The sequence below is a fragment of the Bacillus sp. J33 genome, from assembly GCF_000518885.1.
In the GTDB taxonomy this organism is placed as follows: Bacteria; Bacillota; Bacilli; order Bacillales; family Cytobacillaceae; genus Cytobacillus.
Window position 1 is genome coordinate 36,790 of the sequence record NZ_JAEL01000008.1, and the last position, 12,149, is coordinate 48,938.

General features: G+C 40.9%; 13 protein-coding genes. 5 read left to right on the forward strand and 8 right to left on the reverse strand.

The window, feature by feature from the left end; all coding sequences use genetic code 11:
• Nucleotides 1-50: 50 nt before the first annotated feature.
• Nucleotides 51-632, forward strand: a complete 582-nt coding sequence (locus tag L634_RS0103690; protein ID WP_026581280.1) for a TIGR00730 family Rossman fold protein — start codon at nucleotides 51-53, stop codon at nucleotides 630-632.
• 132 nt (nucleotides 633-764) lie between these two features.
• Here L634_RS0103690 and L634_RS0103695 read toward each other — a convergent pair whose 3' ends face one another.
• The 3 genes from L634_RS0103695 to L634_RS33265 form a co-directional block, all read right to left on the reverse strand.
• Nucleotides 765-1,091 (reverse strand): hypothetical protein, encoded by a 327-nt coding sequence (locus tag L634_RS0103695; RefSeq protein WP_026581281.1) that lies wholly within the window; start codon nucleotides 1,089-1,091, stop codon nucleotides 765-767.
• Nucleotides 1,092-1,507: 416 nt separating this feature from the next.
• Nucleotides 1,508-1,720, reverse strand: coding sequence for a hypothetical protein (locus L634_RS0103700; protein ID WP_026581282.1), 213 nt, complete (start codon nucleotides 1,718-1,720; stop codon nucleotides 1,508-1,510).
• A gap of 151 nt (nucleotides 1,721-1,871) precedes the next feature.
• A complete protein-coding gene (locus tag L634_RS33265) occupies nucleotides 1,872-2,024 on the reverse strand; it encodes a hypothetical protein (RefSeq protein ID WP_157452341.1) in 153 nt (50 codons plus the stop codon).
• Nucleotides 2,025-2,147: 123 nt separating this feature from the next.
• On the opposite strand from L634_RS33265, the gene L634_RS0103710 reads away from it, so the two are divergent.
• Genes L634_RS0103710 through L634_RS0103725 form a run of 4 tightly spaced genes read left to right on the forward strand, consistent with a single transcriptional unit; the run spans nucleotide 2,148 to nucleotide 6,857 of the window.
• Nucleotides 2,148-3,326, forward strand: a complete 1,179-nt coding sequence (locus tag L634_RS0103710) for a galactokinase (RefSeq protein ID WP_026581283.1) — start codon at nucleotides 2,148-2,150, stop codon at nucleotides 3,324-3,326.
• Nucleotides 3,327-3,331: 5 nt separating this feature from the next.
• Complete coding sequence (galE, locus tag L634_RS0103715) at nucleotides 3,332-4,333, forward strand: UDP-glucose 4-epimerase GalE (protein WP_026581284.1); 1,002 nt, start codon at nucleotides 3,332-3,334, stop codon at nucleotides 4,331-4,333.
• On the forward strand, nucleotides 4,330-5,823 hold the full coding sequence (gene galT / locus L634_RS0103720; RefSeq protein ID WP_026581285.1) for a UDP-glucose--hexose-1-phosphate uridylyltransferase: 1,494 nt from the start codon (nucleotides 4,330-4,332) through the stop codon (nucleotides 5,821-5,823). Before galE ends, galT begins: the two co-directional genes overlap by 4 nt.
• Nucleotides 5,820-6,857, forward strand: a complete 1,038-nt coding sequence (locus L634_RS0103725; protein ID WP_026581286.1) for an aldose epimerase family protein — start codon at nucleotides 5,820-5,822, stop codon at nucleotides 6,855-6,857. The genes galT and L634_RS0103725 overlap by 4 nt, the downstream gene beginning before the upstream one ends.
• A 30-nt stretch (nucleotides 6,858-6,887) precedes the next feature.
• Here L634_RS0103725 and L634_RS0103730 read toward each other — a convergent pair whose 3' ends face one another.
• The 5 genes from L634_RS0103730 to L634_RS0103750 all read right to left on the reverse strand — a co-directional run bounded on the left by L634_RS0103730 (nucleotide 6,888) and on the right by L634_RS0103750 (nucleotide 12,129).
• Nucleotides 6,888-8,066 carry an ROK family transcriptional regulator gene (locus L634_RS0103730; RefSeq protein ID WP_026581287.1) on the reverse strand — a complete coding sequence of 393 codons (1,179 nt, stop codon included), beginning with the start codon at nucleotides 8,064-8,066 and terminating at the stop codon, nucleotides 6,888-6,890.
• Between the two features lie 465 nt (nucleotides 8,067-8,531).
• Entirely contained in the window at nucleotides 8,532-9,314 is a 783-nt protein-coding gene (gene kduD / locus L634_RS0103735; protein ID WP_026581288.1) for a 2-dehydro-3-deoxy-D-gluconate 5-dehydrogenase KduD, read from the reverse strand.
• Nucleotides 9,315-9,344: 30 nt separating this feature from the next.
• Nucleotides 9,345-10,175, reverse strand: a complete 831-nt coding sequence (gene kduI / locus L634_RS0103740) for a 5-dehydro-4-deoxy-D-glucuronate isomerase (protein ID WP_026581289.1) — start codon at nucleotides 10,173-10,175, stop codon at nucleotides 9,345-9,347.
• 290 nt (nucleotides 10,176-10,465) lie between these two features.
• Complete coding sequence (locus L634_RS0103745; RefSeq protein ID WP_026581290.1) at nucleotides 10,466-11,479, reverse strand: sugar kinase; 1,014 nt, start codon at nucleotides 11,477-11,479, stop codon at nucleotides 10,466-10,468.
• The gene (locus tag L634_RS0103750) at nucleotides 11,476-12,129 is read right to left on the reverse strand and encodes a bifunctional 4-hydroxy-2-oxoglutarate aldolase/2-dehydro-3-deoxy-phosphogluconate aldolase (protein ID WP_026581291.1); all 654 of its coding nucleotides are present in this window, start codon (nucleotides 12,127-12,129) and stop codon (nucleotides 11,476-11,478) included. Before L634_RS0103750 ends, L634_RS0103745 begins: the two co-directional genes overlap by 4 nt.
• Nucleotides 12,130-12,149 lie beyond the last annotated feature (20 nt).

A 12,149-nucleotide genomic window follows, 5' to 3' on the forward strand; every position in this document is an offset into this window, starting at 1 on the left:
ATTGAAAGTTTTATATAATCGTTAATGGTGAATATTAGGAGGGGATATATTTGAAAAGGATAGCTGTTTTTTGCGGATCAAGTAATGGAGCATCTGAGGTTTATATCGAAGGGGCAAAAAAACTAGGTAAAGAACTAGCGAAACGAAATATCGAACTTGTTTATGGAGGAGCCAGTGTTGGTATTATGGGCGCAGTTGCAGATTCAGTATTAGAAGAAGGAGGATATGTAATTGGTGTTATGCCAAGGTTTTTAGAAAATAGGGAGATATCCCATAAGAACTTATCAGAGTTGATTATAGTAGATTCTATGCATGAAAGAAAGGCGAAAATGTCGGAATTGGCAGATGGATTTATCGCTATGCCCGGCGGGCCAGGCACGCTGGAAGAGTTCTTTGAAACATTTACTTGGGCTCAATTAGGACTCCATCAAAAACCATGCGGACTGTTAAATATTAATCAGTATTTTGATCCTATTGCCACATTATTTAATCATATGTCAAAGGAACAGTTTTTACATGAAAAGTATCAAACTATGGCATTAATCGATAATGAGCCAAATGATTTACTTGATAAATTTACTGCATATGAACCACCAGCCGTAAAAACATACATCACTGAAAAGCAGATTTGATAGGCAAATGGGTCATTTATTTTAAAAAGGCAGCAAAATAACCTAAATTTAATTCAATAAAAAAAGCTGCCTGGATCTTCTCCGGGCGGCCTAAGAGTATATTAGTTCATTTTTTGTCCCCTTTAAAATTGATCAAATTTTTATATGCGATGAAATCAATTCCCCATCATCACATGCATCGAACACTTCAAAAAATTTGAACGATGGTTTCTTTTTTGTAAAACTTTGCAGTTTCTCCATCAATATTGGATATAACTGAGCATGTGCTCTTTCTGCGTCTTCCTTTGTATCCCAGTAATTCAACGCTCTATATTCACCTGCCGAATCGTCAAAAAAATAAACATTGCCGCGAAATCCGCTTAGCTTTCTGCTGGCAGAGTCGAATTCCCTTGTCAGTTTTTCGGCTACACTTCTCTGTCCTGCTTCAAGTTTATATTTTACGAGCCGTGCGTAATACATTGGGTTCCCCCCTATTGTAAAAATTGGCTTACTCATCAATATATGAAAATTTAAACAAAAAGATGCTTGAAAACAGCCCCACTTTTGTGGATACGAATCATTACTTAAATAAGAAATCTTTTATAAGGGACCCTTCCCTTTTTTTAATCATTAAAGCAGCAATATTTTTTTACCATTTTATTAGGGCTCTTTTATCTTAAATTGTTGTTTTTACCCGTTCCAATCAACTCAGTTGGTTAAACTAAGTTCGCCTTCAAAAAGAAACAGACTTTACGAAAAGTGCCTTTTATTATTACCTTAACCTGCTCCTATGTGTAAAAACACCAGCAAAATATTTCCCATATGAAAATCCCCTGGTTAAAATGGCCAGGGGATTCTCATAATTAATTTTCTTATTTATATTTGTTAATCCTATTTTATATTTCTGCAGAGTCTGTTATAGATCCCTTTTGTACTTGAGTTACGGCAGTTAAGGCAGACGAAATTTCGTTAGATGCCTGTTTAATCGCTTCTTGGGCAAGTGTAGGATCTGAATTCGCTTTTTCAATTGCTTTTGTTAGCAATTCTTGCGTAAGTGATACATTTGCTTTTGCTTGATTTAGCTGATTTACATCAATTTGTTGAGGCATAATGATCTCTCCTTTTATTGAATTACTCTTATATCATGACCCTATATTTTCTTTTTATTAGGGTAAAAATTACCTTGAAGTTGCTAAACTCCCCGGTAGTCGAAGAAGGAAAATTGCTGCCAATTAATAATTGGTTTAGAATCATTCCACCTTATACATTAAATAATCTGAGCTGACATGCAGCCCCCTCCTTATCCATCACATCATGATGCCCGCCAATGAGGCCGTCTTCATAATTTGACAAACGATTAACTGGTTTCGCTGAAGAATGCTCAAATAAAGAACCTGATCTATTAGGAGTCATTTTAATGATTGCTTCCCATGCAAAATTATAGTAAACTCGATTTAACTTAATTAAATTAATTAACTAAGTTGCAGTCTTTATTTTCCACCAGATTTTCATTATAAAACTTTTCAGGAGGCAATTATGAGTATTACAGCCAATTTAACCTGCCAATTCAAATCCATCTTCAATACTGCTGCGGCTCCAAGGATCTTTTTTGCACCTGGGAGAATCAATCTAATTGGTGAACATACAGACTACAATGGTGGCCATGTCTTCCCTGCCTCCATTTCATATGGAACTTATGCTTTAGGAAGAAAACGGGACGACCAGAAACTGCGCTTCTATAGCATGAATTTTCCCGATACCGGCATTATTGAGTGCGACCTGTCAGATCTGGCATTTGATGAATTACACTACTGGGCAAATTACCCTAAGGGCATTATTCTTTACTTACAAGAAGCTGGTCATAAGATTCCTTTTGGAGCCGATATTTTATTTTACGGAAATATCCCAAATGGAGCCGGACTTTCTTCGTCCGCTTCGATCGAGCTCGCAACAGGAGTTCTCGTAAACGAACTATTTAATTTAAATCTGGAACGGATTCCAATGATCAAACTTGGGCAGAAAGTCGAAAATAATTATATTGGTATTAACAGCGGCATTATGGACCAGTTTGCCATCGGAATGGGCAGAAAGGATCATGCCATCCTATTGAATTGCCAGACACTTGATTACAAATACGCACCAATAGCTTTAGATGATTACGTCATTATGATCATTAACACGAACAAACAGCGGACATTGGCAAAGTCAAAATATAATGAGCGCCGTGCTCAATGTGAGCAGGCATTAAGCGATCTGCAGAAGGAAAATTCCATCAGCAGTTTAGGTGAGCTGACGGTATCAGAATTCGAGAAAAACAAACATCTTATCAAAGATGAAATAAACCGAAAACGCGCCAAACACGCCGTTTATGAAAATGCACGAACCTTGGAAGCGCTCGAAAAGCTGCAGCAGGAGAATCTTCAGGGCTTCGGGGAATTAATGATTAAATCTCATGTATCCTTAAGGGACGACTATGAGGTTACTGGCCTTGAATTGGATACGATTGTCCATGCTGCATGGGAGCATGACGGTGTTTTAGGCGCCCGTATGACCGGAGCAGGATTCGGCGGCTGTGCGATCGCCATTGTTGCGAAGGACAAAGTAACTGATTTAAAAGAAACGATTAACACCATTTATCGCGATACAGTTGGCTATGATGCATCATTTTATATTGCAGCCATCGGTGACGGGGCAAAAGAACTTATTGAGGAGTGAAGACAATGAGTGTATTAGTTTTAGGCGGGGCGGGTTATATTGGTTCACACGCTGTCTATCAATTAATTGACCAAAATGAAAGGGTTGTCATCATTGATAATCTTGAAACTGGCCACATGGAAGCCATTCATACTGATGCGAAATTTTATAAAGGGGATATACGGAACATCGACTTCCTTCGCTCTGTCTTTGAAAAAGAGGCGATTGATGCCGTCATCCACTTTGCCGCCAATTCACTTGTCGGCGAGTCAATGGAAAACCCAATCAAGTATTTTGATAACAATGTGTATGGGACACAGGTCTTGCTTAAAGTAATGGTTGAACACAATGTGAATAAAATTGTCTTCTCTTCGACTGCCGCAGCATATGGCGAGCCTGAAACCGTCCCGATTACTGAGACAGCCCCAACAAACCCGACCAATGCTTACGGCGAAACGAAGCTCACAATGGAAAAATTAATGAAGTGGACTGAGCATGCCTATGGGATTAATTACGTCTCACTCCGTTATTTCAATGTGGCTGGGGCAAGGGAAACTGCAGAAATCGGGGAAGACCATTGCCCTGAAACTCATCTTATCCCAATCATCCTGCAGACAGCTTTAGGCCAAAGAACGCATATCACCATTTTCGGCGAGGATTATGACACTCCTGATGGCACTTGTATCCGGGATTATATCCATGTTGAAGATCTGATCGATGCCCATCTCCTGGCATTAAACTATTTAAGAAAAGACGGAAAAAGCAACATCTTCAACCTTGGCAGCAGCCAGGGATTTTCGGTAAAGGAAATGATCGAAACAGCAAGAAGCATAACCGGCAAAGAGATTCCGGCTGAAATCGGCCCCCGCAGGGCTGGTGATCCAGGCATTTTAATAGCAAGCTCGGAGAAAGCAAAACAAGTATTAGGCTGGAGGCCAGCTCGTACCTCCATTACGAAAATCATCAAGGATGCATGGAAGTGGCATTCTTCCCATCCAGAAGGCTACAAGAAGGAGGTGTCATCATGATTTACCAGGATATAGCAGGACTCATTCAAAAAGCATTGGAAATTGAACTGATTGAACCTGCTGACCGAATTTATATACGGAACCAGGTAATGAGCTTAATCGGGCTGGAAGTTTTTCCAGATGAAGAAATCCAGCCAGTCAATGACACAATCCCAAACCTCGTGGAAAAAATCACTGCTTATGCAGTTGAACAGGGTGTCATAGAAAATGTCTTTGATGGAAAAGAAATTATAGCAGCTAATATCATGAATTGCTTTGTGCCGATGCCCTCCATCGTCAACAAGATCTTCAATATGAAGTATCAGGAATCACCGAAAGCGGCTACTGATTACTTTTATAATCTCAGTAAAAACAATAATTATATCCAGCTGAACAGAATTGCAAAAAATATTTCCTATAAAGTCAATACAGCTTACGGCCAGATGGATATTACCATTAATTTATCCAAGCCTGAAAAGGATCCTGAACAAATTAAACGGGAACGTGCAATGAAACAGACTGGGAACTACCCTAAGTGTCTATTGTGTGTTGAGAACGAAGGATACAAAGGGCGAACCGGTTACCCTGCACGTGCCAACCATAGGATTATCAACATCCCTCTTGAAGGAGAAAACTGGTATTTTCAGTATTCGCCATATGTTTATTATAATGAACATTCTGTCCTGCTGTCTGAGGAGCATCGCATGATGAAAATAGACAAGGCGACATTCCAGAGATTACTCAGCTTTACGGATAAATTCCCGCATTACTTCATTGGTTCGAATGCTGACCTTCCCATTGTGGGGGGCTCGATTTTAAGCCACGACCACTATCAGGGCGGGAACTATGAATTTGCGATGACCCGGGCTGGGGATGCATTCTCTTTTCAGCTGAAGGCCTATCCGGAAATAAAAGCATCAGTTGTAAAATGGCCGATGTCGGTCATCCGTTTAAAAGGAACTGACAGGAAAGCAATTGCCAGCGCAGCTGATCATATTCTGCACACCTGGAAAGGCTACTCGGATGAAGCGGCAGGTGTATTGGCCTTTACCGGCGATACACCACATAATACCATTACGCCAATTGCCAGGAAACGGGATGGCCTCTTTGAACTGGACCTCGTCCTGCGGAACAACCGGACATCAGATGAACATCCACTGGGCATTTTCCACCCGCATGCTGATGTTCATCATATAAAAAAGGAAAACATTGGCTTGATTGAAGTCATGGGTCTGGCTGTTTTGCCTCCAAGGTTAAAAGAGGAATTAACTGAAATCCAGGAATATCTTTTAGGCAATCCAAACAGCGTTGAAGCGTACCATCAACAATGGGCATTAGAGATAAAAGCGGCATATGGAGATATTGCTGACCGGGAACAGGCAGCATCCATTTTACAGGCGGAACTAGGAAAGAAGTTTGTCAGATGCCTGGAAGATGCAGGCGTATTAAAGGGACAAAATGCTTTTGAAAAATTAATAGACTCTCTAAATAAATTGGTGAAAATGACATGAATATAGTCACGAATAAAATTCTTGGTAAATGGACGGAGTATACGATTTCGAATGACCATGGCATCAGCGTAAGTGCACTGGACTTCGGCGGGATTATTACGAAAATCATGGCCCCTGATAAAAATGGCAAGCTGGAGAATATCGTCTTAGGCTATAAGGATTATCAGGATTATGAGTCAAATCCCCATTATTTTGGTGCCATTATTGGTCGTGTTGCAGGCAGAATCAAAGGAGCTTCCTTTGAACTTGATGGCAGAACATATAACCTTGAAGCAAACAACGGGGAAAACCATCTGCATGGCGGATCGGGAGGCTTTCACCAAATCATCTGGAAGGTCTTTCCCTTTAAAACGGATTCTGAGGCTGGTTTAAAGCTTACTTATAAAAGCGCTGACGGGGCCGGCGGTTATCCAGGCAATCTTGACATAACCGTTATCTATACTCTGAACAATGAGCAGCTTATAATCGATTACCTGGCAACCACTGACCAAACAACTCCAATCTCGTTAACGAATCATTCTTACTTTAATTTAAGCGGGAATTTAAAGAATACGATCCATGATCACCGTGTTACGATTGACAGCAGCAGGTTTGTTGAATTCGACAAGGACTTAATTCCAACCGGAAAATTGGCTGATGTGGAAGGAACTCCATTTGATTTTCGCAGCGGCCGTATTCTCCGCACCGGATTTGACCACTGCTTTGAGCAGAACCTGATTGTTGGGAATGGCTATGACCATTATTTCCTTTTTGATCATACTTCAGAATTCCAGGCAATCATTGAAGAGCCTGACAGCGGACGCATGATATCAGTTAAAACAAATCAGCCAGGTTTGGTCATGTATACCGCAAATGCTCTTGAGAACGGATTGCAGCTGACAGAAAGCATATCCCGTAAACATCATGGTGTCTGCCTTGAAACCCAAGGCTCACCCGCTTCATTGTACAATGATAATTTCCCGGGTATCCTGCTAAATGCCGGAGATCGTTATGAGAAACAGACTATCTTTACCTTTCAGGTACTAAAAAAGTAACATAAAAGGCTGAGCCTTTATAAAAAAGGTTCAGCCTATTTTTGCAACTGGATCAAACAGTTCAACCAGCAGCAATGATACAGCACCTAATAATGTGGCATCATCCCCCAGTCTTGTGAACGATATATCCGTTTCTCTTGCTTCATCTGTTAATACTTTTTGATGGATCATTTCTAGCAGAGGCGGCTTAATGAATCTTTCGCTCTTCATTACCCCTCCGCCTAATACGATTTTTCCCGGGTTAACCAAATGAATTAAATTTGTTATACCGATTCCGAGAATCTTGCCAGTTTCCTGAAGCAGCTCGATACATGGTTCATTGCCTTTTTCAGCCATCTCAAATATTTCCTTGCCTGTCAGTTTTCCAGATATCCCTTTTATCTGTTTTGCTGCCCGCTCTGCGATTGCCTCGCCGCTCACTAAAGTCTGGAGGCAGCCACGGTTCCCGCATTCACATATCTCACCGTTCATATCAATGGTCATATGCCCTAATTCACCGGCAATCCCCTGTGCACCATGATATAAATTACCGTTCATCACTACACCAGCACCTACACCACGCCCGACATTGACAGCGACCATGCTGTCGACATCACCATGTCCCCCGAACCGCGATTCTCCAAGTGCCATAGCTCGTGCATCATTTTCTACCTTTACAGTTAAGTTAAATTCTTTCTCTAAAACTTCTTTAATAGGAATATTTTTCAACTTCAAAATCGGCGCCACAAGTGAGGTTCCTGTTTCGACATCCACTACCCCGTGCATCGCAATGCCAATCCCAATGATTTTTTCCTGATCTGTCTTGGATATATTCAAAATTTTATATATGATATCCTTTAAAGCAGAAACGAACTGCTCATTTGTTAACGGCTTTGCAAGCAAGCTCGAAGTCCGCTGAAGAATTTCACCTGTCAAATCACTAAGTATACATTCCACTCTTTCGGGCCCGGCATCGACACCAATTACATAAAAAGCTCCTGCATTGATATGCAGCATTGTAGGTTTACGTCCCCCGCTTGAATGGCCAAGCGTGCTTTCCTTTACCAAACCCTGGTCGATCAGTTCCTTCACTATGCTGCTGACTGTCGGAGGGGTCAAACTGGTTTCTTTCGCAATCTGCGCCCGTGATATAGGCTCAGATGTACGGATTTTATTTAAGATGATTGATTTATTAACAGACTTCATTAACTGAAATGTTCCGCGCTGCATAGAAAATCCTCCAAAAATTAATTCATATGTGTTATTATATCACACGGAAACTTAATTAAATTAATTAATAAAATAATATAATGAAGGTAGAGGAGTCACGTGAGCACATCACAGATGTTTTTAATAGGCATTCATGCATCCTGAGGTTTAGCCAGCACTATGGCAGGCTTGTTCTTACATCTTTGTGAAGACTTTCAAAAGATGTAACAATAAACGATAAGCATTATTATTCCTTTCTTTATAATAGGCCAAAAGTATATAGACTTATTTCTCATCACGAAAAGCGCTAAAGTTGTTTTACTTTAACGCTCTTCTTTTTATCTAAACGCACTAAAAATTGAAGTATTTTTATTAATTCCTCTGCCAAATCCACAGGAAATTCTTTTAGGAAATCTCTCAAAAGTTGTTTTCTTTAATCTTTTTTAACTGAACAAAATCCTTTTATTTAAGCGGATAAACTTAATCTTACCTTGCCAGCCAACCGCCGTCAATCGCTAAAATATGCCCGTTCATATAATCAGAGGCTCTGCTTGCTAAGAATACGGCAACACCCATTAAGTCAGATGGGTCCGCCCATCGGCCGGCTGGAATTCTGGATAGAATTTCTGCATTACGCTTTTCATCCGCACGGATAGGTGCCGTGTTAGCGGTTGCAACATATCCAGGGGCGATGGCATTGATTTGAATATTATATTCCGCCAATTCATTTGCAAAGGCTTTGGTTAGACCCGCAACGGCATGCTTACTGGCTGTATACGGAGGTACAAATTTTCCTCCCTGAAAAGATAGCATCGAAGCAATATTGATGATTTTCCCGCTCTTCTGCTTAACCATCACTTTTGCTACTTCCTGGCTCAATAGATATAAAGAATTCAAGTTGGTCTCTATGACCGCATCCCAGTCTTCTTCGTTATATTCCAAGAGTGGAGCGCGACGGATGGTTCCAGCATTGTTTACTAAAATATCTATCTTACCGTATACTTCTAAGCACTTATCTGTAACTGCTTTTAGTGCTTCTCTCTTCGTCAGATCCGCCTGGAAAAACTCTGCTCTGCGCCCTGTTTCTTCAATTAATTGCTTAGTCTGAGCCCAATTGTCGTTCCGAGCTACAATAAATATGTCAGCGCCAGCTTTAGCCAGAGCTACCGCATACCCTTGACCTAATCCTGAATTACCTCCTGTAACAATGGCCACTTTATCTTTTAGGCTAAAAAAATCCAGTGAAAATGATTGAAGATCGTTTCCCATCGGTTATAACCTCCCCTTTTAATAGGATTCTTATCTCAATTCTTCCATCTTAATATGATCCATGTCACTATACGTGATGTTTTCGCCGCACATTCCCCAAATAAAGGTGTAGTTGCTTGTTGCTGTTCCAGTGTGGATTGACCAGCTGGGAGAGATTGCTGCTTGTTCATTTTTCATTACTAAATGTCTTGTTTCATCTGGCTTGCCCATAAAATGGAATACACGTGTTTCTGGCTCCATATCAAAGTACAAATAAACTTCCATACGGCGTTCGTGGGTATGACAAGGCATTGTATTCCAAACACTTCCCGGAGCAAGCATCGTTAACCCCATTTGCAGCTGACAGCTCTGACAAACATTCGGGTGAACATATTGATAGATTTTCCGCTCATTTAATGTAGAGGAGTCGCCCAACTGTAATGGGTCAATTTTGTTAATATCAATTTTGACCGTTGGATAGGTGTGGTGCGCCGGAGTTGAATTAATATAAAATTTTGCCGGATTATTAGCATTCTTGGAACGAAATAGCACTTCCTTTGTTCCTTTTCCCACGTATAAACCGTCACGCATCTGCATATCGTATTCGGTTCCATCAAGAATCACAGAACCTTCACCGCCAATATTAATGATTCCCAATTCGCGGCGTTCTAAGAAATATTCAACGCCCAATTCTTTATCCAGCTTTATAGTTAGTTCTTTATATGCAGGGGTGACACCGCCAAAAATCATTCGATCATTATGGGTATAGGTCAAGTGCACTTGACCTGATTCAAAAAGTGTTTCAACCAGAAATTCCCTTCTTAAATCATCTGTTGTATATTTTTTAATATCTTCGGGGTGTGTAGCATAGCGAGTTTCCATTATTCCCATCTCCTTTTTATAATTAGGCTCTGTTAAATTTGGCTGTTGATTTCCGCTCCAGGTACTCGCTTTCCGCGGGCGGTCCGACGCTCCTCGGTGCATTCGCACCTGCGGGGTCTCCCTTTGATCCGCACGCCCGCAGGACATTGAATAAGCTTCCCCGAATTAATACCTCTTCGTAAGGAAATGCGGTAGCATTTTCGAGGAGCTCGTACCTTCCGCTCCAATCAACAGGGTGCTAAAATCATCATTGGGCTTTAACATAGCCTATAATTAAAATATTAAAAATATTATCTAGCAATTTTTCCTTGTTCACTTACAAGAAATTGGTGTACTTCTTCTTTCGTAAAGCAATTGCAATCACCATGAACTGTGTGCTTTAAGGCTGATGCTGCAGTTGCAAAAGCAATCATTTCCTGCGGGGGGAGGTCTTCTAAAAAGCCAGATAAAGCTCCAGCAGCAAATGCGTCTCCGCCTCCAACACGATCAACAATTGGCTCAATACCGTGAATTTTGGATTGATAAAGCTCTCCGGCTACAAACAAATTCCCTTGCAGTTTATTGCTTGAAGCCGAGATGGATGTCCGAAATGTTGAACAGATATATTCAATATTAGGGTATTTTTCTCGTATTCTTTGATAATAGTATTTCAATCTTTCATCCGCGGGAATGGAAGCATCAGCCTTATCAAATCCAAGGATGTGAATCGCGTCCAATTCTCCGCAAAAACAAAAATCGGCATATGGCAGCAATGGTTTGATTGCCTCAGAAGCTTCTTGATGACTCCAGAGTTTTGCCCGATAATTAAAATCAAAGCTAATTTTCACACCCAATTCCTTTGCCTTTTTTATCGCAAGAAAAGTGAGTTCTCTTAAATTAGAGGATAGTGCAAGGGTTATTCCAGACACATGAAACAGTGCTGCCCCTTTTAACATTTCTTCAATTTGAGCCTCTTCCAATGATAACTGTGAAAAACTGGAGTACTTACGGTCGTAAATGACTTGCGGCCCTCTTTCACCAACCCCAGTTTCCAAATAATAAGTTCCTAAACGCTCTCCGCCTTTTTGTAAAAAATCAGTACGAACGCCATTGGATTGTAAATGCTTCTTTACAGCTTCTCCCAACGGATTATTCGGAACTTTACTTATAAAATAAGTCTCATAGCCAAAATGCGCTAAAGACACTGCAACATTGGCCTCAGCACCGCCATAATGAACGGTAAGGATATCGGCTTGATTTAAACGTATTCCTGATTGTGTAGAAAAGCGCAGTAAAATTTCTCCCAGTGTAACGACCTTTTTCATTTTAAAGCCTCTCTTGCTTCCTGGACTTTTTTAACATATTGGCTGGCATAATAGGTGATTTTTCCATAATCACCTGTTTTTGCAGGTGCGACAAGGCTGCCTCCTACTCCAACAGCAGCACAGCCATTTTTGATCCATTGATCCACATTATCAAGATTGACTCCACCGGTAGGCATAATGTTTACCTGTGGAAGCGGAGGTTTAATTGCCTTGATAAACTCAGGAGCAAATGTATTACTGGGGAATAATTTAATCATTTCGGCCCCAAATTGTAACGCGTTTTTCATTTCCGTTATGGTCATACATCCAGGCATATATGGAACCTGATACAAATTGCAGAGTTTGGCTGATTCCTCATCAAAGCATGGGCTTACGATAAATTTCGCACCGGCTAAAATGGCAATCCTCGCGGTAGCTGCATCTAGAACAGTCCCCGCTCCAATCACTATCTCTTGGTGGCCAGCATAGTTAGAAGCCAATGCTTTGATAACCTCATCAGCATTTTGGGTGGTAAAGGTGATCTCTATTCCAGTAACTCCCCCCTTTATACAAGCTTCAGAGATTTGTAAGGCCTCCCCGGCGGAATCGGCCCTGACAACGGCAACCACTCCACATCCAGTAATCCTATTTAACACCTCTTGTTTGTTCATAAAATCCCTCCCTGCTTAAA

Excerpts from the sequence above, each read along its gene's own strand:
- L634_RS0103695 (WP_026581281.1), bottom strand. The coding sequence starts at position 1,091 with ATGTATTACGCACGGCTCGTAAAATATAAACTTGAAGCAGGACAGAGA.
- L634_RS0103700 (WP_026581282.1), bottom strand. The coding sequence starts at position 1,720 with ATGCCTCAACAAATTGATGTAAATCAGCTAAATCAAGCAAAAGCAAAT.
- L634_RS33265 (WP_157452341.1), bottom strand. The coding sequence starts at position 2,024 with ATGACTCCTAATAGATCAGGTTCTTTATTTGAGCATTCTTCAGCGAAA.
- L634_RS0103710 (WP_026581283.1), top strand. The coding sequence starts at position 2,148 with ATGAGTATTACAGCCAATTTAACCTGCCAATTCAAATCCATCTTCAAT.
- galE (WP_026581284.1), top strand. The coding sequence starts at position 3,332 with ATGAGTGTATTAGTTTTAGGCGGGGCGGGTTATATTGGTTCACACGCT.
- galT (WP_026581285.1), top strand. The coding sequence starts at position 4,330 with ATGATTTACCAGGATATAGCAGGACTCATTCAAAAAGCATTGGAAATT.
- L634_RS0103725 (WP_026581286.1), top strand. The coding sequence starts at position 5,820 with ATGAATATAGTCACGAATAAAATTCTTGGTAAATGGACGGAGTATACG.
- L634_RS0103730 (WP_026581287.1), bottom strand. The coding sequence starts at position 8,066 with ATGCAGCGCGGAACATTTCAGTTAATGAAGTCTGTTAATAAATCAATC.
- kduD (WP_026581288.1), bottom strand. The coding sequence starts at position 9,314 with ATGGGAAACGATCTTCAATCATTTTCACTGGATTTTTTTAGCCTAAAA.
- kduI (WP_026581289.1), bottom strand. The coding sequence starts at position 10,175 with ATGGAAACTCGCTATGCTACACACCCCGAAGATATTAAAAAATATACA.
- L634_RS0103745 (WP_026581290.1), bottom strand. The coding sequence starts at position 11,479 with ATGAAAAAGGTCGTTACACTGGGAGAAATTTTACTGCGCTTTTCTACA.
- L634_RS0103750 (WP_026581291.1), bottom strand. The coding sequence starts at position 12,129 with ATGAACAAACAAGAGGTGTTAAATAGGATTACTGGATGTGGAGTGGTT.